Source organism: Novosphingobium sp. NBM11 (assembly GCF_015390225.1).
Lineage (GTDB): Bacteria > Pseudomonadota > Alphaproteobacteria > Sphingomonadales > Sphingomonadaceae > Novosphingobium.
In genome coordinates, this window is sequence record NZ_VUOG01000001.1 from 2688931 (window position 1) to 2711419 (window position 22489).

The following is a 22489-nucleotide window of genomic DNA, read 5'->3' on the forward strand; positions in this document are numbered from 1 at the left end:
CTGGCAATGGCAAGGACGCACAGGATCGGGATGGGGGATAGAGTCAGCGTGGCGTGCAGCTGCCCACGCGGCGCGCCTCTGCCGAGTAGTCGAAAGGCAGCCCCTGCGCGATGCCCTGCGTTTCGATCTGCGCCAGCCGCGCGTTCTCCATGCGGATGCGCGTGCGGCCATAGCCGTTGCCGGGGCAGGTGTATTGAATGGTGACGGCACTGGGCGTGTCCTCGACCACCACGCTGCGGCAGGCGGCGCCGGCGTGGCGCAACTGGACCAGATCGCGCCCGTTGTCGATGCACAGCGAGCTGCGCGCCATCGTGGTATCGCGCACGCGGACATCCCATTGGCCGGCTTCGAAGCGATCGAGCATCATCAGGCCCGAACGCTGCGCGAGCAGCGACGGCGCGGCGAAAGCCAGCGTCGCGATTCCCGCAAGGACCGCACCGCGCCCGAGGCGCGCAATGATTCGCTCGTTCCAGATCATGGCCATTAACAATGACATCCCCACGTCCGTTGTCAGTGCGGGATTTCACAATATTTCATGACAAAAATAGGGCGGACCGGACCAGATTCAATGGCCGATGTGAGCGCGGCATGATCTCAATCCAGGTCGATTGCGAAATCGCGCGAACAGAACGCGCAATCGACCACGATCACGCCATCTTCGTTGCGCATTTCGGCGCGCTCACTTTCGGGGAAGCGCGACAGTATCGATCGGTAGTGCTCGACGGTGCAGCGACAACCGCGTTCCAGCGCCGGTCCGCGTTCGACGCGCACTTCCCGCTCCTCGTGAAACAGGCGCCACGCGATGCTTTCCATGCTCAACGCGGGATCGAGCAGCTCTTCGGCCTTCACGCTGCCGCCCATGGTTGCGATATGCTCCCATTGCGGATGGTCCAGCCGCGCGTGCAGCCGCTCGCGGCCTTCCTCGCCTTCGGGCAGATGCTGCAGCAGCAGGCCGCCGCCGACGCAGCCCGAGGCATCGTGGCGCACGGCGGACCGGATCAGCGTGGGCACCTGCTCCGACTGGAGGAAATAGGCTTCGCAGGCTTCGGCCAGGCACGAACCTTCCAGCGGCACGATGCCCTGATAGCGCTGATCGGTGGAGGGAAGGTCAAAGGTCACCGCCAGATAGCCATCGCCGAACAGGGCGTGCAGCGTGGGGGCCGGCCCCAGCTCGTCGAGCCGGGCCTTGTCGAACCGCGCATAGCCGCGCAGTTCGCCACCCCGGTAATCGCAGACCAGCAGGTCGATCACGCCCTCCCGCGTCTGCGCCTGCATGGTCAGCTGGCCTTGCTCGTCCTTGAGCAGCGAGCCAAGCAGCGCGGTCAGCACCAGCGCTTCGGCCAGCAGATGCTTTACCGGTGCGGGATAGGCGTGCGCCGAAAGGATGCGATCCAGCACCGGGCCAAGCCGCACGACCCGGCCGCGCGCGTCGCGATCGGGCACGGTGAACAGCAGCGTCCGGTCGAAGCCGGTTTCGCCATCGTGAATGTCAGGAGCGCTCATCAGCCGTGTTCACCGTTGCCTTCAGATCTGGCCGAAAACCCAGCGCAGCACCGATTTCTGGGCATGGATGCGGTTTTCCGCTTCATCCCATACCACCGATCGCGCGCCGTCGATCACCGAATCGGTAACCTCTTCGCCGCGGTGCGCGGGCAGGCAGTGCAGGAACAGCGCGTCCGCTTTCGCCTGCGCCATCAGCGCATCGTTGACCTGGTAGGGCGCCATGGCCTGCAGCTTGGCTTCGGCGTGCTCCTGCCCCATCGAAATCCAGGTGTCGGTCACCACCACGTCCGCACCGCGCGCGGCTTCGGCCGCGTCGCGGTGAAGCGAGACGCGCGCGCCACCGGCCTGCGCGCGGGCTATGAACCCAGCATCGGATTCATAGCCTGCGGGCACGCCGATGCGAACGTTGAACTTCATCAGCCCCGCCGCTTCGACGATCGAGTTGAGCACGTTGTTGCCATCGCCCAGCCAGGCGACTTCCAGGCCCGGCAGGGCCTTGCCATGCTCGATCACGGTCAGCAGGTCGGCCATGATCTGGCAGGGGTGGGACAGGTCGGTCAGCCCGTTGATCACCGGCACGGTGGCATGGTGGGCCAGTTCCTCGACCTTGGCGTGATCGTCGGTGCGCAGCATGATCGCGTCGGCCATGCGGCTCAGCACGCGCGCGGTATCGGCGATCGTCTCGCCCCGGCCAAGCTGGGTGGTGCCGGCGTCGAGAACCAGCGCGCTGCCGCCAAGCTGGCGCATCGCCACGTCGAACGAAACACGTGTGCGGGTGGAGTTCTTCTCGAACACCATGGCCAGGACATGCCCGGCGAGCGGGGCGTCGCCATCGGCACGCCCCTTGGCGAAGCCCTTGCGCGCCGCCTTCCGGTCGATCGCGTCGTTGAGCATCGCGGCGAGGGCATCGCCGCCCGCGTCGGTCAGGTTCAGGAAATGCCGGGTCATGATGGCGTGGCCTCGACCTTGTAGCTCGCGGCGCCGGCCGAGAGCTTGTCCATGAATTCATCGATGTGCGAATCGTCGATCACCAGCGGTGGCAGCACGCGCAGGGTGTTGTCGCCGGCCGAAACCGTCAGCAGTTGGTGGTTGTCGCGCAGATGCGCCACGAACGCGCGCGGCTCGATCTTCATCTTGACGCCCAGCATCAGCCCGCGTCCGCGCACCAGTTCGAACAGATCCGGATAGTTGCCGATGAACTGTTCCAGGCGGCCGCGCAGGCGTTCGCCGGTGGCGCGCACATTGGACAGAAATTCGGGGGTGGCGACGATGTCCAGCACCGCTTCGCCGGCGGCCATGGCCAGCGGATTGCCGCCATAGGTGCTGCCGTGCGTGCCGAAGACCATGCCGCGCGCGGCCTTTTCGGTCGCGAGGCAGGCGCCCATCGGAAACCCGCCGCCGATGCCCTTGGCCGTCGCCATGATATCCGGTAGCACGCCATACTGTTCATAGGCATAGAGCGTGCCGGTGCGGGCGACGCCGCACTGCACCTCGTCGAACACAAGCATCAGGTCGTGTTCGTCCGACAGGGCGCGCAGGCCCTTGATGAACGCGTCCGAACCATCGCGGATGCCGCCTTCGCCCTGGATCGGCTCGACCAGGAAGCCGGCCGTGTTGGGGCCGATCGCGGCTTTCGCGCCTTCCAGATCGTCGAACTCGACGTACTTGAAGCCGGGCAGCAGGGGCAGGAAGCCCTTGTGCATCTTGTCCTGATTCGACGCGCTGATCGTGGCCATCGTGCGGCCGTGGAATGCGTTCTTGAACGTGATCAGCTCGAACTTGTGATCGTCGCCGGCATGCTGGTGATAGGCACGCGCGGTCTTGATCGCGCATTCCACCGCCTCGGCGCCCGAATTGGTGAAGAACACGGTATCGGCGAACGTCAGATCGACCAGCCGCTGCGCAAGATGCTCGCCCTGCGGGCTGCCGTAGAGGTTCGACACGTGCATCAGCGTCGCCGCCTGCTGCTGGATCGCGCCAATCAGGTGCGCGTTCGAATGGCCGAGCAGGTTGACGGCGATGCCGCTGGCGAAATCGAGATAACGGGTGCCGTTCTCGTCAATGAGATGGCAGTGCTCGCCTCGCACAGGTCGCACGCCGCACCGGGGATAGACGGGCATGAGCGGTGTGATCGACATGGGCAGCTCCTGTTTCATTCACGCAAATCGGAAGACGGGAATCGCAAACGACAAATGGCGGCCGACTGGCCGCCATTTGCGCGCGTTTATTGTGTTGCAGGCCCCCGGTCAAATGCCGGGGGCGGTGCGGACCGGATCAATCCTGACGCGGCACCAGGTTGACCGCCGAGTACTTGCCTCGTCGATCGACCTCGAGATCGAATTCCAGCTTGTCGCCTTCATTCAGCTCGCGCATGCCCGAACGCTCCACAGCGCTGATGTGCACGAACGCATCCGGCTGGCCGTCATCACGCGTGATGAAGCCGAAGCCCTTCATCGCGTTGAAGAACTTGACCGTGCCGGTCGCCTTTTCGCCCGTCAGTTCGCGCTGCGGCGCGGCCGGCTTGGAGGCAACCTCGATCACGTCGCCGACGACCTGAAGGTCCGCCGCCGAAATCTTGCCGCCGCGATCGACCAGGTTGAATTCGAGTTCCTGACCTTCGGCCAGGCCTTCCAGCCCGGCGCGTTCAACCGCGCTGATGTGCACGAAAACGTCTTCGCCGCCTTCGTCGCGCTGGATGAAGCCAAAGCCCTTCTGGGCATTGAAGAACTTCACCTTGCCCTTGCCGGTGCCGACGACCTGCGCGGGCATGCCGCCGCCACGGGGGCCGCCGAAGCCGCCACCACCGCCGCCGCCGCCGAAGCCGCCGCCACGGTTGCCACCGCCGCCGAAGCCACCGCGATCACCGCCGCCGAAGCCGCCGCCACGGTTGCCGCCGCCGAATCCGCCGCGGTCACCACCGCCGAATCCGCCACGATCGTAACCGCCGCCGAAGCCGCCGCCACCGCCGCTGTAGGGATCGAAATTGTCTTCGCCGAATCCGTCGCGCTTATCCCGTCCGCGACCCCGCCGCCCTCTGTCAAAACCCATAAACTTCAATAGACCTTCGTTCCGCCCCTGCTTTCCCCGGCGCCGCGGGCCGGATGCGGAGACCGGCGGCACGACAAGGAATCCGCGCCGGACAAAAGGCCGACCTTCTTCATTGCACTCATCTCTATAGCGAAGAAAAAGCCATAGCGCGAATGGAATCGGCAAAAGAGACCGGATTTCCGGGAACTTTCGTTGATCCGCCGTTTCGGAGGCAATTTTTCCGATCCCGGAGGCGGCTGCGAATGCTTGCTCTTGGCCAGTGGTTTGGGCAGAAGCACTGTCAATTGCGTGCCGTTTCGGAGGGCGAGCCGGCGCGATCACCTGCACGAGTCCTGCCACGACCGGCATTCGCCGTCGTCAGCCTCAATCCGGGAGTAGGCACCGTTGTTCCGCAAGATCGATGATCGCACTTATGCCAGTCCGCAGATCACGGTGGCGGACGTGGCCGAGGCGAAAGCGCTGGGAATCGCCGTGATCATCAACAACCGTCCCGAGGACGAATCCGACGATCAGACGCCGGGTGCCGCGATCGAGGCAGCGGCGCGCGAGGCCGGGATCGCCTATCACGCGATCCCCGTGACGCACGCGGGCTTCGCCGCCTGGCAGGTGGAAGCGATGCGCAAGGCGCTGGACGAGGCGGGCGACCAGCCAGTGCTCGCCTACTGCCGATCCGGTACGCGCTCCACGCTGCTCTGGGCGCTGGCCGAGGCGGCGGCTGGCCGCAATCCGTCGCGGATCGCGGCGGGTGCGGCCGGCGCGGGGTATGACATCACGCCGGTTCGCGCGCAGGTCGATATGCTCGCGGCGCAGGCCGGCTGAGCCGGGACAGCGATCGTGAAAGTGGTGCAGGCGTTTCTTGCCCAGCCCGGCGTGCTTCTCGTGCTCAAGACGCTGGCTTCCCTGGTCGGGGTGCTGTTCGTGGTGCAACTCGCGCGCTGGATGAATCTGGGCGGCGACGTGCGGATTCGCGACGAGGATCACGCGGGCGCGCTGGCCGACGAGGCGATGTGCGGCTTCGTGCCGGTGGCGGTCGGGCTCGACAAGGCGCGGATTGGCGCGCTGGTGCGCGATGCGCAGGGCAGGGTCATGCTGATTCGCCGCCATGGCAGCCACTTCGCCGCGCGCCTTCTGGAAAGCCACGCCGGCGTCCGGCTCGACCAGCAGTTCCTGACCGTTTCGACCGGGGACAACCGCTTCGGCACGATCACGCTCAACCTTGGTCCCGATGCGCAGGCCTGGGCGGCAAGCCTCCGCCGGCTGGAAGGATAGGGCCATGACGCCGGACATCCATCCTTTCGATATCGTGACTTACGCGGTGCCGTTCTTCATCCTGGCGATGATCGCGGAAATGGCGTGGGCGCGCCGCCGCGCGCCGGAAGCCTATGAACCGCGCGATACCTGGACCTCGCTGGCGCTGGGGCTGGGCAGCACGGTTGCCGGCGCGCTGACCGCCGGGGTGGTCTATGCCGCCGCGATGGCGTTTTACCAGCACCGCGTGGCAACGGTGCCGTTCGCCTGGTGGGCCTGGATCGCGTGCTTCGTGCTCGACGATTTCAACTATTACTGGGCGCATCGCACCGGGCATCGCATCCGCTGGTTCTGGGCCAGCCACGTCAACCACCATTCGAGCCAGCATTACAACCTGTCCACCGCGCTGCGGCAGACCTGGACCGGCTTTTTCGCGCTCTCGTTCGTGTTCCGCATCTGGCCGGCGCTGCTCGGCTTTCACCCGGCGATGCTGGTGACGGTCGGGGCCGTGAACCTGGTTTACCAGTTCTGGATTCACACCGAGGCGATCGGCCGGATGCCGCGCTGGTTCGAGGCAGTGTGCAACACGCCGTCGCATCACCGGGTCCACCATGCGACCAACCCGGTCTATCTCGATCGCAACTATGCCGGGGCGCTGATCGTTTGGGATCGCCTGTTCCGGACGTTCCAGCCCGAACTGGAGGACGAACGCATCCGCTACGGCATCGTCCGCCAGCTCGGCACGTTCGGCGTGATGTGGTCGGTGTTCCACGAATGGGCGGGCATGTTGAAGGACTTCGCGGTCGCGCCGCTGCGCTACAAGCTGGCCTACCTCGTGCGCGAGCCGGGATGGAGCCATGATGGCAGCCGGGACACGTCCGACCGCATCCGGGAGCGCTGGCGTGAACGGCAGGACGGGGCGGTCTAGGGTTGTGCGCTTGGATTGAGGCCCCATGCGGCGTGGACAAATGCGGGGCGAGTGGGGCGGCCGAGAATGGGCGACAACCGTCAAGACCCCTTCAAGCCTCTCCATCTTCCCCCGTCATGCCAGCGTAGGCTGGCATCTCTGGCCTCAGGCAATCCGGCATGAGATCCCGGCCTTCGCCGGGATGACGGGATTTGAATTTGGGCGAAGGGCTCTAGATTGAAAGCCCGTCGCGCAGCAGGTCCGCGGCCACCCCGGCGATGTCCTCCACTGGGCGGCTGGCGTCCCACACGCCGAAGCGCAGGCCCAGGAATACGTTCATGCCCATCAGCGCCCAGGCCCGCACTTCCTGATCGCCTGCGCGCAGCGTGCCCTGGGCGACGCCATCGTCCAGGCGCGCGGCGATGCGCTGTGCGGTGCCTTCGTAGTGCGCGCGGTAGCTTTGCGGATCGGCGAACTCCGCCTCGTCGATGATGCGGTAGATTTCCTTGTGCTCGCGCGCGAAGCGCAGGAAGCCTTCCAGCGCCTCCCGCTCGCGCACCAGCCCTGTTGCTCCCGCGCTGACGGCCGCGGCCGCGGTGGTGGCGACACGGGCGGACATGTCGCGCACCAGCGCGGTGAAGATCGCGTCCTTCGAATCGAAATAGGTATAGAAGCTGCCGAGCGCCGTTCCCGCGCGGCGGGTGATCCCGCTGATCGAGGCTTCGTGGAAGCCGCGTTCGCCGAACTCGGCCGCCGCGGCATCGAGCAGGCGCCGCAGCGTTTCCCGTCCGCGCGCGGTACGCGGAGCCTTGCCGGGGCTCGCCTTTTCCGGATCTACCGACACCCTGCTCTCCCATCCGTGGCCGATCGCCCGAGCCCGGTCCTTAGTGCCGGGGCTGTTGCGCTTTCGCCACGTCCTATCGATGGATTCGATCCGCCTCAAATGAAAAGTTGAAACATGGTTCAACTTTCAATATCGGTTCGGGCAGACGGGCCTTTCATCGGTCCGTGAGAGGGAGCCTGATCCATGAACCGTTTTCGCGTGCGCGCCCTTGCGGCCGCTACCACCGCGCTTGTTGCGCTGCCCGCCATGCCCGCTTTCGCGCAGGAAGCCGCTGCATCCGAAGCTTCGGCGAATGATTCGGGCGAAATCGTCGTCGTTGCCCGCAAGCGCGAGGAACGCCTGGTCGACGTGCCCATCGCCATCACCGCCCTGTCCACCGAAGGGCTGGAAAAGGCCGGCGCCAAGGATCTTTCCGGCGTGCAGGGCGCGATCCCCAACGTGAACATCGTGCAGGGGCGCGGCTCGGCCTCGTCCGCCAATTTCTACATCCGCGGCATCGGCCAGCCCGATGCGCTGCAGACCTTCGACCCTGCCGTCGGCGTCTATGTCGATGGCGTCTATCTCAGCCGCATCCAGGGCGCGCTGCTCAACCTGTTCGACGTGCAGCGCGTGGAAGTGCTGCGCGGGCCGCAGGGCTCGCTTTACGGCAAGAACACCATCGGTGGCGCGGTCAACGTGGTGTCGAAGAAGCCTGATCTGGACACGATCCGGGGCGAGGGCGCCTTCACTTATGGCCGCTTCAACGAAGTGACCGCCAAGGGCTATGTCACCGCGCCGCTGGTGACCGACAAGCTCGCGCTGTCGCTGGCCGGGGTCTATGACAAGCGCGACGGCATCGTCACCGATCCCGCCACCGGCAAGAAGTACAACGATCGCGACAACCTGTCGGGCCGCGCGATTCTGCGCGCCAAGCCGTCCGACCGGGTCGAGGTGCTGATCTCGGGCGACTACACCCGCCAGCGCAACGCGCTCACGCTGGGGCAGGCCACGGCCAACCTTATCGGCTTCAATTACAATTCCACGTTCACCAGCGTCACGCCGTTCGTCATCGCCACGGCGCCGACCGGCCGCTACAACTACACGGCATCCACCAGCTTCAAGAACGGCGAAGGCCAGCGGCTCGATCACTGGGGTCTTTCGGGCACGATCAATGTCGATCTGACCGACAACCTCCAGCTCACCTCGATCACCGCTTATCGCAAGCTGAAGACGAACTTCTACGTCGATATCGATGCCACGGCGGCGGAAGTGGGCGATGTGTTCGTGGGCACGCGCCAGCACCAGTTCAGCCAGGAACTGCAGCTCAAGCTGGATACCGAAAAGCTGAAGGGCGTGGTCGGGCTCTACTTCCTCGACGAACAGGTCAATTCGCACCAGGAAGCCTATGCCGACAGCTACCTCCAGTATGTCGGCACGCCGCTGAACTTCCTGCGCACAATCGATGACCGGCAGAACACCAAGAGCTATGCCGCGTTCGGCCAGCTGACCTACAACTTCACCGAGAAGCTCGCGCTGACGGCGGGCCTGCGCTACACGCACGAGAAGAAGAAGTACTTCCGCACCACGACGGCAACGACCACCAGCCCGGTGTTCCCGGCGATCCGCATCGTCAGCACGTTCGCGTTCCCCACCAGCCTGCCGGCGCCGTACAACACGCTCGACGAAGTCAGCTATGATGCGTGGACGCCATCGGCCACGCTCAGCTACAAGCCGACCACCAACACACTGGTCTATGCCTCGGCCAGCCGGGGCTTCAAGTCGGGCGGTTTCAACGGCCGCGTCAACAGCCTGGCCGATGTGACGCTGGCGGTGAACGGCACCACGCAGATCGTGCCGACGTTCAAGCCGGAAACGGTGTGGACCTACGAAGCCGGCGCCAAGGGCACGTTCCTGGACGGGCGCGTCTCGCTGTCGGCGGCGGCGTTCTATTCCGATTACAAGGACTTCCAGGCGCGCGTTGGCGGCGGCAACACCGGCATCAACGGCGGCAGCTTCCCCGTCATCAACGCCGGCAAGCTGCGCATCCAGGGCTTCGAGTTCGAAGCGGCGGTGCGCCCGTCTACACCGCTGACGCTGACCGCGTCGGTCGGCTATCTCGATGCCAAGTACAAGGAGTTCAACGACGGCCGTCGCGCGCCTTCGTTCAGCTGCAACCCCACCGGCACGAAGATCACCTGCAAGCCGGCCTTCGCGCCGCCGCTCACCATGCGCATCGGCGCGGACTACCGCATTCCGCTGGGCGAAGCCTCGCTCAGCTTCGGCGGTGATGTCCGTTTCGTCGACAAGCAGTACCTTTCGGTCGACAACCGTCCCGGCCTGACCGAGGACGGCTATCTGCTGGGCAACGTCTATGCCCAGCTCGATTACGACCGGTTCTACCTGCGTGGCATGGTCAAGAACGTGGGCAACGCGCTCTACAAGACCGACGGGCAGGAGTTCAGCTCGGTCGGCAACATCCAGACCGTGTACTACGGCGATCCGCGCACCTGGAATCTCACGCTCGGCGTGCGCTTCTGACGCACGCGATCCCCGGCGCCCCTTTCCCCCTCCTCTCCTCCCTCGGCGGAAGGGGCGCCAACGGGCTCAATACGCAAAGGCCGGAAGCAGGTGACCCTGCTTCCGGCCTTTCCTCTCGGGGAACTGTAGGGCGGTTCTAGCTGGCGAGGCGCAGCGATCCGGCTGCCGGCGCTTCCGCTACCGGCTGATCGGGCCAGATGCCGCGCGTATCGTACACCGCCTTGCCGCTGCGTTCGGCCAGCGGCACCACGCGGAACACGTCGTGATCGACCAGCACGATCAGCACGCCGCAATCCTCCAGCGCGGTGTCGAGGTCGATCAGCGCGGCGCCGGTGTCGGTGAACTCGATCGGCAGGGCGGAGGCATAGGGTTCGACCACGCTGATGCGATCGCCGAACCGGCGCGCCAGCGTCGCCGCGACATAGCGCGCCGGGCTTTCGCGGAAATCGTCGATGTTGGCCTTGAAGGCGAGGCCGAGGCAGGCGACCTTCTCGCCCGGATGCGCTTCCAGCAGCGCGGTGGCCTTGGCGATCACGTGGTGCATCTTGCCGTCGTTCACTTCGCGCGCGGTGCGGATCAGCGGCGTCTGTTCGGGCGCGCCGTGCACGATAAACCATGGGTCCACCGCGATGCAGTGCCCGCCCACGCCCGGACCGGGCTGCAGGATGTTGACGCGCGGATGGCGGTTGGCCAGCCGGATCACTTCCCACACGTCCAGCCCCATCTTGTCCGCCACCACCGACAGTTCGTTGGCGAAGGCGATGTTGACGTCGCGGTAGGCGTTCTCGACCAGCTTGGTCATCTCGGCCGAACGGGCGTCGGTGGTCACGCAGGTGCCGCGCACGAAGCGCTTGTAGAAGGCCAGCGCCTTGCGCGCGCAGCGTGGGGTGATGCCGCCGATCGAACGGTCGTTGTTGGTCAGTTCTTCCAGAATGCGGCCCGGCAGCACGCGTTCGGGGCAGTAGGAGATCGAGACGTCGGGCGTTTCGCGCGTCAGGCCCGGAAACTTCAGGTCCGGGCGTAGGCCGGCCATCAGATCGCGCATCTTCTCGGTCGTGCCCACCGGAGAGGTGGATTCGAGGATGACCGCATCGCCCGCCTTCAGCACGGCGGCCACTTCGGTCGCCGCCGCCAGCACATAGGAGATGTCGGGCGTGTGGTGCTCGTCCTTTTCGAAGGGCGTGGGCACCGCGATCACGAAGACGTCGGCAGGCTCGATCCGCGTGGCAGCGCGCAGCAGGCCGCGCTGGACCACGCCATGCACCAGCCCGTCGAGATCGACTTCCTCGATATGGATTTCGCCGCGGTTGATCGTTTCGACCACGCGTTCCGACACGTCGAGGCCCAGCACCCGGCAGCCCGCGCGCGCGATGATCGCGGCGGTGGGAAGGCCGATATAGCCCAGTCCGACAACACAGACGTCCGGCTTCACTTCACCGGCTTTGAGGTTACCGGGCTGGTTCGACATGTCCCAAAAGCTCCACGATGCGGCGCGATGTCTGCCCATCCCCGAACGGGTTGTGGGCGCGCGCCATGGCCGAATAGGCAGCCTTATCGTCGAGCAGGGTGAAGATTTCGGAAACGATACGGTCCGCATCGGTTCCAACCAGCCTGGCCGTGCCGGCGGCCACGCCTTCGGGCCGCTCGGTCGTCTCGCGCATCACCAGCACCGGCTTGCCCAGTGCGGGCGCTTCCTCCTGCACGCCGCCGCTGTCGGTCAGCATGATCTCGCTGATCGCCAGCAGACGCGCGAAGTGCGGGTAGTCGAGCGGTTCGATCATGGCCACGTTGGCCAGGCCGGCCAGCGCCGCGTCCATCACCTTGCGCACATTGGGGTTGGGATGGACGGGGAAGATCAGCGCCACGTCCTCGCGCGCGGCGATGCGGCGGATCGCTTCGGCGATGTTTTCCAGGCCGCCGCCGAAGTTTTCGCGCCGGTGGCTGGTCACGCCGATGATCCGCTTGCCGGCAAAGCGTGCTTCCAGTTCGCCGAGGCCTGCCGCCAGCGCCGGTTCGGCGCCGATCCGCGCGGTGATCCACTGCAGCGCGTCGATCACGGTATTGCCGGTCACATGGACCGTGTCGGCGGGGACGTTCTCGGCATGGAGCGCCGCGGCGGAGGTTTCCGTGGGGGCGAAATGGAGCGCCGCGATCGAGCCGATGATCTTGCGGTTCACCTCTTCCGGCCAGGGATGGTAGATGTTGTGGCTGCGCAGTCCGGCCTCGATATGCGCCACCGGCAGCTTGCGGTAATAGGCCGCCAGCGCGCCGGCCATGGCCGTGGCGGGTATCGCCCTGGACCACCACCCAGTCCGGCTGTTCGGCGTCCATCACCCGGCCAAGCCCGGTCAGCAGCGCGGCGGTCAGCCCGTCGAGCGTTTGATCCGGGCGCATCAGGTCCAGATCGTGATCGGGCACGATCCCCGCGATTTCCAGCACCTGGTCCAGCATGCCCCGGTGCTGCGCCGAAACGCAGGTCACCACGCGAAAGCGCGCGTCCGCGCGCAGGGCGTGGATTACGGGAAACACCTTGATGGCTTCGGGGCGGGTGCCGAATACGACGAGGACGGTCTTGGTCATCGGCACGCTCTTATCACCCAGTCGTTAAACCCGTGTTATGGGGCCGTCGGTGCGGCAACCGTCTTGCGGTATGAATTGGCACCGATCCGCCGGCAAATCGCGCCAGGCCATTAACTACGAAATAAGAGCCTTGGCCTAAAGCGGGCACACAGCGGCGTGCGCGCCGCGCGAAGGAAAGGCTTGCCTGTGACTGCCATGTACCCGCCGATTGCCGCCACGCCACAGCCCCGGTCCGATGGTTCCGTCTCTGCGGCGACAAGGGTGACCGTGGTGGGGCTGGGCTATGTGGGGCTGCCGCTGGCGGTGGCGCTGGCGCGGCAGTTCTTCGTTACCGGCCTCGATATCGATCGCCGCCGCATCGCCGAACTTTCCGAAGGGCACGACCGCACGGGCGAGATCGAGGCCGGGCAGCTTTCGCTCTCGGGTCTCGGGGTCACCAGCGATGCGCAGGTCTGCCCGCCCAGCGACTTCTACATCGTGACCGTACCGACCCCCATCGACGCGGCGAATCGCCCGGACCTGCGCCTTGTCGAGGCCGCCTCGCGCACGGTCGGCGCGCTGCTGCCAGCCGCCGTGCAGGAAGGGCGCGCACCGGTGGTGGTGTTCGAAAGTACGGTCTATCCGGGGGTAACGGAGGAGATTTGCGGACCATTGCTGGAAGAGGCGTCGGGGCTCGTCTGCGGCCGGGATTTCTTTCTCGGCTACAGCCCCGAACGGATCAATCCGGGCGATCGCGAACATACCATCGACCGGATCACCAAGGTGGTATCGGGGCAGACGCCAGAGGTGCTCGACCGGGTTGCCGATCTCTATGGCGCGATCACCAGCGGCGGCGTGTTCCGCGCCGCCTCGATCAAGGCGGCCGAAGCGGCCAAGGTGATCGAGAACGCTCAGCGCGACATCAACATCGCGTTCATGAACGAGATTGCGCAAATCTTCTCGAAAATGGATATTTCCGTGTGGGACGTGCTCGAAGCGGCGCGCACCAAGTGGAATTTCCTGCCGTTCACGCCCGGGCTCGTCGGCGGGCACTGCATCGGCGTTGACCCGTACTATCTCTCGCACCGGGCCGAGGCGCTGGGGCACGATCCGCAGGTCATCCTTGCCGGGCGCGGCGTCAACGATACCATGGCGCAATGGGTGGCGGACGAACTGCACGCGAAGCGCGGCGGGGCTGCTGGCAGCGTGCTGGTGCTGGGGCTGACCTTCAAGGAAAACGTGCCCGATCTGCGCAATTCCAAGGTCGCCGATGTCGTGCACGCCCTGGCGGGCATGGGGCACGCGGTCACGGTGCATGATCCGATGGCCGATGCCGGCGAGGCGCGGCACGAATACGGGCTGGACCTCTCCGCTGATGCGCTGGAACGGACTTACGATCTTGTCCTCCTCGCCGTGCCGCATCAGGCCTATCTGGCCATGGGCGAAGATGCCATCGCGGCGCTCGTTGCGCCCGGAGGCACGCTGGCGGATCTCAAGGGCATTCTGAACGGCAAGGCGGACTGGAAGCTCTGACCGTGCGGAACGCGGCAGACTTTGCCTGTCCGCCAGCGTTGTCCCCAACCTGTTTTGACTGACATATGGATCGGCCCCGGTTCGGGGTCTGGAGAACACGATGCGCGTACTGGTTACCGGCGTTGCCGGCTTCATCGGCTTTTCGCTGACGCAGAAACTGCTCGCTCGCGGCGATACGGTCATCGGGATCGATTGCGTGAACGATTACTACGACCTGCGGCTCAAGGAAGCACGACTGGCGCGGCTCAAGGAACTGGGCGGGAATCGTTTCACGTTCCTGAAGGCGGATTTCGCGGACATGGCAGGGGTGACCATCGCCCTGGATGGCCTGGAGTTCGAACGGATCGTCCATCTCGGCGCGCAGGCCGGGGTGCGTTACTCGATCGAAAATCCGCATGCCTATGTGCAGTCGAACCTCGTCGGCCATCTCAACTTGCTGGAAATCGGCCGCCACCGTGGGGTCGAGCATATGGTCTATGCCAGCTCCAGTTCGGTCTACGGCGGCAACGAGAAGCTGCCGTTCTCGGTCGATGATCGCGTCGATCATCCGCTGTCGCTCTACGCCGCCACCAAGAAGGCGGACGAACTGATGAGCGAGACTTACGCGCATCTCTATCGCCTGCCGCTCACGGGTTTGCGGTTCTTCACCGTCTATGGTCCGTGGGGGCGCCCGGACATGATGATGTGGATCTTCACGCGCAAAATTCTCGCCGGCGAACCGATTCCGGTGTTCAACCATGGCGATATGTACCGCGATTTCACGTATATCGACGATATCATCGCCGGCGTCATGGCGTGCCTCGACAACCCGCCGCCCGATGATGGCGCGCCCAAGGCTGGGGGCAGCCTCAAGCCTCACCGGCTCTACAACATCGGCAACCACCGCTCGGAACACCTGATGAAGGTGGTCGAGATTCTGGAGGCGGAATGCGGCCGCAAGGCGCAGGTCGAACTGCTACCGATGCAGCCTGGCGACGTTCGCCAGAGCTTTGCCGATATCGACGCCATCGCGAACGACCTGGGTTACCAGCCCACCACCAGCATCGACATTGGCGTGCCGAACTTCGTCGCGTGGTACAAGCAGTACCACGGCCTCTGAAGGTGCGCCTCTAGGGTCAGGACCCTAGGGGTGTGCAAACACGCCGCAGGCGATACGGCCGCCGCTGTTGCCGCTGGGGTCGGTCTTGTAGTCGTCCGGCCCCGCGTGGATGACGATGGCGGTGCCGTCCGGGTCGAACACGCGGGCATCGAAATCGGCGCGCGCCACGCTGACCGGCACGGTCAGTTCGCCGGTGCCGTCGTCCTTCACGATCAGGTTGGGCAGATCGCCGAGATGGGGGCCGGCGGGGTTTTCGGTGCCATGCTGATGCCCGGCCGGATTGAGATGACCGCCAGCGGTCGTGAAGCCGGGGGCTTCGCAACGCCCTGTCGTATGCAGGTGGGCGCCATGTGTGCCGGCCGGTAGGCCCGATGCGGTTAGATGCAACAGGATATGATCGCCGCTGGTCACCAGTTCCGCACGCCCCGCGGGATGACCGTCCGCGGTCGCCAGCGGCGCGGTTGCAAGAACCGTGGATGTAGCCGCCTGTCCTGTCGTGGCGCAGGCGGTCAGCGCTATCAGCGAAACGGCGGTCAATGACAGCGGCGTAAGGGAACGAGTCAAGCGGATCATCTCTGGCCTCCTCGGCATGGTGCCTTGTCAGCCATAACGAAAAAGGGGCCGGATTGCTCCGACCCCTCGTTCGATTTCGGCAAAAAGCCTGAAATTACATGCCCGAACCCGGACCGTAGGTGATTTCCACGCGACGGTTCTGGAGTTCACGGACGCCGTCCGCGGTCGGAACGCGCGGGTTGGCTTCACCGAAGGCCTGGCTGGTGATCGAACCATCCGGGATACCGTGCGAGGTGAGGTACGCACGGACCGAGGTGTTACGACGAGCCGAGAGGCCGAGGTTGTACTTCGGCGTGCCCGAACGGTCGGTGTAACCGGCCAGCATGATCGGCACGCTGTTGCAGTTGCCATACGCGGTGATCGCGTTGTCGAGGATGGTCGCTGCTTCCGGCGTGATGTCCGACTTATCCCAGTCGAAGAACACGATGTACGGACCCTTGTTGCACACGGCCACCGGCGGAGGCGGCGGAGGCGGCGGGGGAGGCGGCGGCGGGGGCGGCGGCGGCGGCGGGGGCGGCGGCGGAGCAACCGGTTCTGCGCCACCGAAGTTGTAGGCCAGCGTCGCCATCAGCGAGTGCGAACGGAAGCGCGTGCGCACGTTGGCGCCAGCGTTGTTCACCAGATCGTTGTGGTCCTGGTTGTAGAAGCGATACTTCAGACCCACGTCGACGTGCTTGCTGATCGGCGCGCGGATACCCGCGAGAGCCTGCCAGGCGAAGCCGGTGTCCGAATCGACAACGTTCACCGAGGTCGGGCCGGTCACGGGCGTGATCACCGCGTTCTTGACGCGGCCAACGCCAACACCGCCGCCGACGAAGCCCTGCAGGCCGTCATCGGGACCGAAGTCGAGCAGGCCGTTGGCCATGAAGCTCAGCGCGCTGGCGCCGCCACCCAGCTGGGCGTCATTGTAGTTCTGGGTCGAGCTGCGATAGCCCTTTTCCTCGGCGCGACGATAGCTGGCTTCGGCTTCGAGGCGGAACGGACCGAAGTCGTAGCCGACGATGCCGCCGAAGTCGTAGCCGGCCTTGGTGTCCAGCGTGCCGTCGTTGTTCTTGCCGGTGAAATTGTAGATGTCTTCCACAATCATGGCACCCGCGTCACCCTCGACGTACCAGGACTTATCCCGGGCGAGAGCTGGCGTAGCCAGGGCGCTCGATGCCATGGCCAGGCCTAGGACCAGTTTCCGCATTATTGATTCCCCTTTTAGCGATAATCTTGCCACGTCGTGGCGGTTGTCTACCGGTTCTCAAGTGCTCATGCAAGCGGGCACGCTTGCCAGGTGTTGCGAAAATACAACGCTGTTGCGCTGTGCATCTTCGTAAACCGCGGCAGAAATACCCTCATGTTCCGCCGAAATGATTAAAGCGGGCGTTTGTTCCCGCGATTTCAGCGGAGCAAACCGCAATCCCGCAAACTTTGAACCAGATCGGCGATGAAGGCACGTGCTTCCACGTCGATCATGCTGCCGCCCGTGGGCAGCGCCGGTGCGTCGAACCCGCTCCATATGTCCGCAAACAGGCGGAAGCATCGCTGTTCGCGATCGAACACCCGCATGCCTTCGCGCGGAGGAAGAAAGCGCCAGCCGCCTTCGCTCCAGATCGCAAGACTATGGTCATGCCCGCCGAAAGCGTCCGTTGCATCCGTCGCCACGAGCCAAACCTGTCCGTTTTCCGGCGTTTCCGGCGGCGTCGCGGTTTCTCCCTCAACCGCCGTGTGCGCCAGGGCGTCCAGCAGGAGCAGGCTTTCGTTGACCGTCACTTCCTTCTGCGCCTGCCCCGCAGGCATGGCTGTGCTGCGGGCCGCGCAGCGATTCCGGCTCGCCCGCCGAATAGAGCATCGCCTGCGCGCCGTTGGGCCAGATCACGCGCCGCAGCGAGGGTTCGAAGCGCGGGCGGCGGTGCGGCGGGCAGACCGCCATCACCCCGCTTTCGCCCTCGACCATCACCGCCCGCGCCTCGTGCAAGGAAGCGCCCACCAGCGCGATGCGGGCCTCGTGATCGGCTTCGGCGATCGTCCGCACCCATTCCGCGCCGGCACGGGTCTTGCCGAAGCCGCGCCCCGCCATGACCAGCCAGACGCGCCAGTCGCCCTCGGGCGGCAGTTGCGCGGCGCGTGCCCACAGCGGCCAGTTCCAGTGCCATTCGTCCCTTTCGCTCTGGTCGAAGGTCTCGCCGATGTCCGCGCCAAGGCCGTCATGGTCGTCGCGCAGGAAATCCAGCCGGTCAGCCGGCATCGCGCGGCCGTTCGGAAAGCGCCTTCGCGGCCATCACGCGCTGGCGCAGTTCCTCGACCTTGCGGTCGATCGAAGCGCGGATGTCGGCGGCGCTCACCTGATCGCGGATGGCGCGCTGGCGCGCCGCGCTTTCGCGGTGGGCGGCCAGCAGACGGAACGCGGTGGCGTTGTCGAACGACCGGGCCGCCCGCTTCGCGCCGGGGGGCGGCTTCACTTCGCCGGTGCGCAGCCGGTGCAGCAGTTCCATTTCCAGGTTGTCGTATCCCTCGCACAGCGCGATCTGCCACTGGCGGTTGAACGCGGCATCGTTGCGGCGGCGCTGGTAGGCGGCCGAGGTATCGATCTTGGCCTTGCGCGCGGCGGCGGCGACGTTGGATGTGTCGGCCAGTGCGGCCAGGAACGGCTTGACCCAGCGCGGCGGCGCGGAGGCGCGGCGCGCGGACGTTTCGCCCGCACGCGCTTTTGCGGCACGCGTCAGCGACGCGCCCGGTGATCTGGCTGCCATGAAATATCCGTATCTGGGGAAGGTTTCGCACCGGTCGCGACGGGAGGCGGGCGACTCGGTCTTTCGCGATGTTCCTGTTATGTACTCATTCAGCGTCACGTTGTCAAGGCCGAACTGCGGGCCGGATATTCCGCCTATGGCACTTTGCCGCCCGCTGCCCTAAGCACCCGCGCGATACTCAGCCGCGTTAACGGATGCCTTGCCCATGCTTCGCCGCCTCTATGACTGGACCATGGCCAAGGCCGCGCACCCGCGCGCGGAATGGTGGCTTGCCCTGTTCGCTTTCGTCGAGGCGAGCTTCTTCCCGATCCCGCCGCATCCGCTGCTGGGGCTGATGTGCCTGGCCGAACCGAAGAAGGCGGTCCGCTTCGCCGCGATCACCGTGATCGCCTCGGTCATCGGCGGGATGCTGGGCTATGCGATCGGCCATTTCCTGTTCGCCAGCGTGGGCGAACAGCTGCTGTCCGCGCTGCACCTGACGCAGAGCTTCCCCTACGCCGCGTGCAAGCTGCGGGGTGAGGCGGGCTTTCTCGCGATCATCGCCAAGGGCGCCACGCCGATCCCGTTCAAGCTGATCACCATCACCGCCGGCTTCATCGGCATGCCGATCGGCAAGTTTCTGCTCGCCAGCCTGATCTCGCGCAGCATCGGCTTCATGATCGTGGGCGTGCTGTTCCGCCTGTTCGGCGCGCCGATCAAGGCGTGGATCGATCGCTACCTCGGCCTCGCCGTGGTCGGGTTCATCGCGCTGATCCTGGCCGGCTTCGTCGCCGCCGCGATGCTGGGCGGGCACGGGCAGAAGGGCGCCGACGAATGCAGCGGCGCCACGATGCAGTCGGTCACCGCCAGCGCCTGAGCCGCGCGCGTTCCTGATTGCTGCAATGCACAAAAAAGGGCGGCGGACCCCGTTGACGGTCCGTTAACCATGAAGGAGCATGCTGCTTCCCGGTATTTCTTCACCAGCGAGGGGGAAGGAGGACTATGGAAGACAGCGACTTTCGGCTTCAGTTGGCCGGTTACGGGCTGGCCACCTGGCAGATCCATTACTACATGCCCGATCATCCCAGCCTGCTGCAGGAATTCGTCCTGCAGCGCTACGACGTCGCACCCCGGTTCCCGGAACTGAAACGGTTCCTCGATTTCTGGCGGCGCGATATCGAGGCGGTGATCCATTCGGTCCGCGTGGCGCACAATCACCTGATCCGCCCCAGCGAATGGCGGGCGGTGGACGGCGAGATCCGGCTGCACTGACGGAATGGCACCAACCGGCCGGCCGGAATATCCTCCGGCCAGCCATCACTGTCAGATGATTCCGGCTTTCCTGCCGGCGCGCTCGAACATGCCGATGATCGTCTGCACCTGTTCGGCGGTGTGTTCCGCGCACAGCGAACAGCGCAGCAGCGTCATCCCGGCGGGCGTCGCCGGCGGACGCGCCAGGTTCACGTACAGCCCTTCGTGGAGCAGCGCTTCCCACATGCCCGCGCCGCGCTCCAGATCGGGCATGATGACCGAGATGATCGCGCTCTGCGGTTCCTCGGTGCCAAGCTGGAAGCCCCGGTCGCGCAGGCCCTTGTGCAGCGTGCGCGAATTTTCCCACAGGTGGGCGCGCTTGTTGCCCGCGTGCATCAGCTTGCGGATCGATGTCGCGGCGGTGTGGACCACGCTCGGCGGCAGGCTGGCGGTGAAGACATAGGGGCGGCAGACCAGCCGCAGGATCTCGAACTTGGGGTGGTTGGACACGCAGAAGCCGCCGACGGTGCCGACCGACTTGGAGAACGTGCCGATCACGAAGTCCACGTCGTCCAGCACGCCCTGCTCTTCGGCCACGCCGCGTCCGTTGGGGCCGATGAAGCCCATCGAATGCGCCTCGTCCACCAACACCATCGCGCCATTTTCCTTGGCGATGGCGATCATTTCCTTCAGCGGCGCGATGTCCGCCCAGCATCGAATAGACGCCTTCCAGCACCACCAGCTTGCCCGCGCCTTCGGGAATGCGCTTCAGGCGCTTTTCCATGGCCACGATGTCGTTGTGCTTGAACGGCACCACTTCGGCATCGCCCATCTTGCAGCCGTCCCAGATGGAGGCGTGGCTGTCGATATCGAGCACGATGTAGTCGCCCTTGCCGGCGACAGTGCTGATGATGCCCAGGTTGGCCTGGTATCCGGTGGAGAACACCATGGCGTGCTCCATCCCGTAGAAGTCCTTGAGCGCGTCCTCCACGGCGCGGTGCCCGGCATAGGTGCCGTTCAGCACGCGGCTGCCGGTGGTGCCCGAACCGAAATCGTCCAGCGCCTGCTTGCCCGCCAGGATCACGTCGGGATCGAACGTCATGCCCATGTAGTTGTAGGTGCCCAGCAGGATCGTTTCGCGCCCGTTGCACACGGCCACGGTGGGCGAGAGCACGCGCTGCATCACCAGGTTGAACGGGTCTTCCACGCCACCGGCGAGAAGGGCGCGGCGCTGTTCGATCAGCGGGTCGAACTTGCTGAACAGATCGGTCATCGTGGGCGTCAGCCTTGCAGTTTGGTCACGGCGTCGATCAGCTGGCCGTAGGTTTCGATCTCGGCCTGCTGGTTCATGGTGATGATGATGTCGAATTCGTCCTCGATCGCCGCCACGAAATCCATCACCGTCAGGCTGTCCCATTCAAGGTCACCGGCAAAGGTCGTATCCTCGGCGATCGCGATGCCCTTCTTGTTGAACGGCTCGATCAGCTCGGCGATCCGGTTTGCGGTTGCGGCGCGGTCCATCGGTATTCTCCACTGTGGGGCAAGCCCCCTGCCAGACGATTGCGGCTGAAAAGCGGCCACGCGGTCCGCTTGTCAAGCCGGACCGTCCTGTGTCATCCCCAGCCGCGATGCCGCATCAAGGGGAAATGCGTTGAACCAGCCGTCGCCGTTGCCGCCGCCACCGTCATCGGGCGCTTCAGCGGAAACCGGGGATACGGGCGGAGCGCAGCCGGTCCGCGCCACGCCCTCGCCGCTCTCGCCGTCGGGTTTCTCCAACCACGCCATCCATCTCGTGCGCACCTCGCAGCAGATGAACCTTACGCTCAGCCAGATGGCCGATGCCAAGGCTTCGCTGCTGATGGGGGCCACCTTCCTGGTGTTCACCATCGCGGTCGGGCAGGCGAAAAGCGGAACGATGCCGTGGTCGCTGGGCGTGCTGGCGCTGTCGGCGTTCATTTCCGCGATGTGCGCGGTGTTCGCGGTGCTGCCCTCGATCGGCGGGCCAGACCGAGGCAAGACGGGCAGGGGGCAGGCTGGCCCGTCGTCGCCCAACAAGCTGTTCTTCGGCTATTTCACCCACGTCGCGGAAGAGGAATGGATCGACAGCGTGCTCGATGAACTCCACGCCGATGAAACCGTGTTCCGCACGATGCTGCGCGACATCTACCAGAACGGCCAGGTGCTCCAGCGCAAGAAGTACCGCTTCCTCGGCTATGCCTACCGCGTGTTCATGGTCGGCCTGTGCCTGACAGTCGTGACGTTCGCGATCGAGCACCTGCGCGCCTACATGCCCTCCTGACAGGGCCGGCTCACACCAGCTTGTTCACCGCCGCCATGAACGGGCCGATCGATACCGGCTTGGCCAGATAGCCTTCGGCACCGGCTTCGCGGATGCGTTCCTCGTCGCCCTTGCCGGCATAGGCGGTCACGGCCAGCACCGGGATCGTGCGCAGTTCGGTGTCGCCTTTCAGCGCCTCGATCAGTTCCAGGCCCGACACGTTGGGCAACTGGATGTCCATGATGACGAGGTTGGGGACGAACAGGCGGGTCCGCTCGATCGCCTCGCGCCCGTCGGCAACGGGTTCGACGGTGAAGCCGTTGGCCTTCAGCAGGTCGCAGAACAGCTTGCGATTGAGGTCGTTATCCTCGACAACCAGAATTCTTTTTGCCACTGAGCCCTCGGGTGCGAG

At 65.4% G+C, this 22489-nt stretch carries 22 protein-coding genes and 3 pseudogenes; 9 read left to right on the top strand and 16 right to left on the bottom strand.

What is annotated here, in order from left to right:
* Positions 1–43: 43 nt before the first annotated feature.
* From F1640_RS12950 to F1640_RS25725, 5 genes are all read right to left on the bottom strand, one after another.
* Positions 44–484 (bottom strand): hypothetical protein, encoded by a 441-nt coding sequence (locus F1640_RS12950; protein WP_223806756.1) that lies wholly within the window; start codon positions 482–484, stop codon positions 44–46.
* 110 nt (positions 485–594) lie between these two features.
* The gene (locus F1640_RS12955) at positions 595–1503 is read right to left on the bottom strand and encodes an Hsp33 family molecular chaperone HslO (protein ID WP_194919582.1); all 909 of its coding nucleotides are present in this window, start codon (positions 1501–1503) and stop codon (positions 595–597) included.
* A 21-nt stretch (positions 1504–1524) separates the two neighbouring features.
* A complete protein-coding gene (gene argF, locus F1640_RS12960; protein ID WP_194919583.1) occupies positions 1525–2451 on the bottom strand; it encodes an ornithine carbamoyltransferase in 927 nt (308 codons plus the stop codon).
* Positions 2448–3641 (bottom strand): aspartate aminotransferase family protein, encoded by a 1194-nt coding sequence (locus F1640_RS12965; RefSeq protein ID WP_194919584.1) that lies wholly within the window; start codon positions 3639–3641, stop codon positions 2448–2450. Before F1640_RS12965 ends, argF begins: the two co-directional genes overlap by 4 nt.
* A 136-nt stretch (positions 3642–3777) precedes the next feature.
* Positions 3778–4551: a cold-shock protein gene (locus F1640_RS25725; RefSeq protein WP_125954776.1), complete on the bottom strand. Its 774-nt coding sequence runs from the start codon at positions 4549–4551 to the stop codon at positions 3778–3780.
* A gap of 384 nt (positions 4552–4935) precedes the next feature.
* Between F1640_RS25725 and F1640_RS12975 the strand changes: the two genes are divergently transcribed.
* Genes F1640_RS12975 through F1640_RS12985 form a run of 3 tightly spaced genes read left to right on the top strand, consistent with a single transcriptional unit; the run spans position 4936 to position 6727 of the window.
* A complete protein-coding gene (locus F1640_RS12975; RefSeq protein ID WP_124810645.1) occupies positions 4936–5370 on the top strand; it encodes a TIGR01244 family sulfur transferase in 435 nt (144 codons plus the stop codon).
* 15 nt (positions 5371–5385) lie between these two features.
* The gene (locus tag F1640_RS12980) at positions 5386–5820 is read left to right on the top strand and encodes a hypothetical protein (RefSeq protein WP_309229257.1); all 435 of its coding nucleotides are present in this window, start codon (positions 5386–5388) and stop codon (positions 5818–5820) included.
* A gap of 4 nt (positions 5821–5824) precedes the next feature.
* Entirely contained in the window at positions 5825–6727 is a 903-nt protein-coding gene (locus F1640_RS12985) for a sterol desaturase family protein (RefSeq protein ID WP_194919585.1), read from the top strand.
* Between the two features lie 211 nt (positions 6728–6938).
* Here the strand turns inward: F1640_RS12985 and F1640_RS12990 are convergent, their stop codons facing one another.
* A complete protein-coding gene (locus tag F1640_RS12990) occupies positions 6939–7550 on the bottom strand; it encodes a TetR/AcrR family transcriptional regulator (protein ID WP_124810642.1) in 612 nt (203 codons plus the stop codon).
* Between the two features lie 183 nt (positions 7551–7733).
* On the opposite strand from F1640_RS12990, the gene F1640_RS12995 reads away from it, so the two are divergent.
* A complete protein-coding gene (locus F1640_RS12995; protein WP_124810641.1) occupies positions 7734–10067 on the top strand; it encodes a TonB-dependent receptor in 2334 nt (777 codons plus the stop codon).
* Between the two features lie 136 nt (positions 10068–10203).
* Here the strand turns inward: F1640_RS12995 and wecC are convergent, their stop codons facing one another.
* The gene (wecC, locus tag F1640_RS13000; RefSeq protein ID WP_125954667.1) at positions 10204–11535 is read right to left on the bottom strand and encodes a UDP-N-acetyl-D-mannosamine dehydrogenase; all 1332 of its coding nucleotides are present in this window, start codon (positions 11533–11535) and stop codon (positions 10204–10206) included.
* A pseudogene (wecB, locus tag F1640_RS13005) lies at positions 11516–12647 on the bottom strand (non-hydrolyzing UDP-N-acetylglucosamine 2-epimerase). Before wecB ends, wecC begins: the two are co-directional and overlap by 20 nt.
* A gap of 195 nt (positions 12648–12842) precedes the next feature.
* Between wecB and F1640_RS13010 the strand changes: the two are divergent.
* Together F1640_RS13010 and F1640_RS13015 are read left to right on the top strand one after the other, a co-directional pair.
* The gene (locus F1640_RS13010) at positions 12843–14159 is read left to right on the top strand and encodes a nucleotide sugar dehydrogenase (protein ID WP_194921426.1); all 1317 of its coding nucleotides are present in this window, start codon (positions 12843–12845) and stop codon (positions 14157–14159) included.
* Positions 14160–14259: 100 nt separating this feature from the next.
* Complete coding sequence (locus tag F1640_RS13015; RefSeq protein ID WP_194919587.1) at positions 14260–15258, top strand: GDP-mannose 4,6-dehydratase; 999 nt, start codon at positions 14260–14262, stop codon at positions 15256–15258.
* Positions 15259–15282: 24 nt separating this feature from the next.
* On the opposite strand, the gene F1640_RS13020 is transcribed toward F1640_RS13015, so the two are convergent.
* The 5 genes and pseudogenes from F1640_RS13020 to F1640_RS13040 all read right to left on the bottom strand — a co-directional run bounded on the left by F1640_RS13020 (position 15283) and on the right by F1640_RS13040 (position 18569).
* Entirely contained in the window at positions 15283–15831 is a 549-nt protein-coding gene (locus tag F1640_RS13020) for a superoxide dismutase family protein (RefSeq protein ID WP_194919588.1), read from the bottom strand.
* Positions 15832–15925: 94 nt separating this feature from the next.
* On the bottom strand, positions 15926–17020 hold the full coding sequence (locus tag F1640_RS13025) for an OmpA family protein (protein WP_125954671.1): 1095 nt from the start codon (positions 17018–17020) through the stop codon (positions 15926–15928).
* A gap of 197 nt (positions 17021–17217) precedes the next feature.
* A complete protein-coding gene (locus F1640_RS13030) occupies positions 17218–17589 on the bottom strand; it encodes a DUF2793 domain-containing protein (protein WP_309229258.1) in 372 nt (123 codons plus the stop codon).
* Positions 17590–17611: 22 nt separating this feature from the next.
* Positions 17612–18064 (bottom strand): annotated as a pseudogene (locus F1640_RS13035) (terminase large subunit domain-containing protein); the annotation flags it as partial.
* Complete coding sequence (locus tag F1640_RS13040) at positions 18054–18569, bottom strand: hypothetical protein (RefSeq protein ID WP_194919591.1); 516 nt, start codon at positions 18567–18569, stop codon at positions 18054–18056. The pseudogene F1640_RS13035 and the gene F1640_RS13040, both read right to left, overlap by 11 nt.
* Before the next feature lie 205 nt (positions 18570–18774).
* Here F1640_RS13040 and F1640_RS13045 point away from each other — a divergent pair, with 205 nt between their 5' ends.
* Both F1640_RS13045 and F1640_RS13050 read left to right on the top strand, forming a co-directional pair.
* Positions 18775–19425 carry a YqaA family protein gene (locus tag F1640_RS13045; RefSeq protein ID WP_124810589.1) on the top strand — a complete coding sequence of 217 codons (651 nt, stop codon included), beginning with the start codon at positions 18775–18777 and terminating at the stop codon, positions 19423–19425.
* A gap of 125 nt (positions 19426–19550) precedes the next feature.
* Complete coding sequence (locus F1640_RS13050) at positions 19551–19820, top strand: usg protein (RefSeq protein ID WP_124810588.1); 270 nt, start codon at positions 19551–19553, stop codon at positions 19818–19820.
* 51 nt (positions 19821–19871) lie between these two features.
* On the opposite strand, the pseudogene F1640_RS13055 reads toward F1640_RS13050, so the two are convergent.
* Together F1640_RS13055 and F1640_RS13060 are read right to left on the bottom strand one after the other, a co-directional pair.
* A pseudogene (locus tag F1640_RS13055) lies at positions 19872–21072 on the bottom strand (aminotransferase class I/II-fold pyridoxal phosphate-dependent enzyme).
* Positions 21073–21080: 8 nt separating this feature from the next.
* Complete coding sequence (locus F1640_RS13060; protein ID WP_124810586.1) at positions 21081–21320, bottom strand: acyl carrier protein; 240 nt, start codon at positions 21318–21320, stop codon at positions 21081–21083.
* Between the two features lie 130 nt (positions 21321–21450).
* Here F1640_RS13060 and F1640_RS13065 point away from each other — a divergent pair, with 130 nt between their 5' ends.
* On the top strand, positions 21451–22098 hold the full coding sequence (locus tag F1640_RS13065; protein WP_255530362.1) for a Pycsar system effector family protein: 648 nt from the start codon (positions 21451–21453) through the stop codon (positions 22096–22098).
* Positions 22099–22108: 10 nt separating this feature from the next.
* On the opposite strand, the gene F1640_RS13070 is transcribed toward F1640_RS13065, so the two are convergent.
* On the bottom strand, positions 22109–22471 hold the full coding sequence (locus F1640_RS13070) for a response regulator (RefSeq protein ID WP_124810585.1): 363 nt from the start codon (positions 22469–22471) through the stop codon (positions 22109–22111).
* Positions 22472–22489 lie beyond the last annotated feature (18 nt).

Excerpts from the sequence above, each read along its gene's own strand:
- F1640_RS13010 (WP_194921426.1), top strand. The coding sequence starts at position 12,843 with ATGTACCCGCCGATTGCCGCCACGCCACAGCCCCGGTCCGATGGTTCC.
- F1640_RS12965 (WP_194919584.1), bottom strand. The coding sequence starts at position 3,641 with ATGTCGATCACACCGCTCATGCCCGTCTATCCCCGGTGCGGCGTGCGA.
- F1640_RS13045 (WP_124810589.1), top strand. The coding sequence starts at position 18,775 with ATGCTTCGCCGCCTCTATGACTGGACCATGGCCAAGGCCGCGCACCCG.
- F1640_RS13015 (WP_194919587.1), top strand. The coding sequence starts at position 14,260 with ATGCGCGTACTGGTTACCGGCGTTGCCGGCTTCATCGGCTTTTCGCTG.
- F1640_RS12955 (WP_194919582.1), bottom strand. The coding sequence starts at position 1,503 with ATGAGCGCTCCTGACATTCACGATGGCGAAACCGGCTTCGACCGGACG.
- F1640_RS13025 (WP_125954671.1), bottom strand. The coding sequence starts at position 17,020 with ATGCGGAAACTGGTCCTAGGCCTGGCCATGGCATCGAGCGCCCTGGCT.
- F1640_RS12950 (WP_223806756.1), bottom strand. The coding sequence starts at position 484 with ATGGCCATGATCTGGAACGAGCGAATCATTGCGCGCCTCGGGCGCGGT.
- wecC (WP_125954667.1), bottom strand. The coding sequence starts at position 11,535 with ATGTCGAACCAGCCCGGTAACCTCAAAGCCGGTGAAGTGAAGCCGGAC.
- F1640_RS12995 (WP_124810641.1), top strand. The coding sequence starts at position 7,734 with ATGAACCGTTTTCGCGTGCGCGCCCTTGCGGCCGCTACCACCGCGCTT.
- F1640_RS13020 (WP_194919588.1), bottom strand. The coding sequence starts at position 15,831 with ATGATCCGCTTGACTCGTTCCCTTACGCCGCTGTCATTGACCGCCGTT.
- F1640_RS25725 (WP_125954776.1), bottom strand. The coding sequence starts at position 4,551 with ATGGGTTTTGACAGAGGGCGGCGGGGTCGCGGACGGGATAAGCGCGAC.
- F1640_RS13050 (WP_124810588.1), top strand. The coding sequence starts at position 19,551 with ATGGAAGACAGCGACTTTCGGCTTCAGTTGGCCGGTTACGGGCTGGCC.
- F1640_RS13040 (WP_194919591.1), bottom strand. The coding sequence starts at position 18,569 with ATGGCAGCCAGATCACCGGGCGCGTCGCTGACGCGTGCCGCAAAAGCG.
- F1640_RS12985 (WP_194919585.1), top strand. The coding sequence starts at position 5,825 with ATGACGCCGGACATCCATCCTTTCGATATCGTGACTTACGCGGTGCCG.
- F1640_RS13060 (WP_124810586.1), bottom strand. The coding sequence starts at position 21,320 with ATGGACCGCGCCGCAACCGCAAACCGGATCGCCGAGCTGATCGAGCCG.
- argF (WP_194919583.1), bottom strand. The coding sequence starts at position 2,451 with ATGACCCGGCATTTCCTGAACCTGACCGACGCGGGCGGCGATGCCCTC.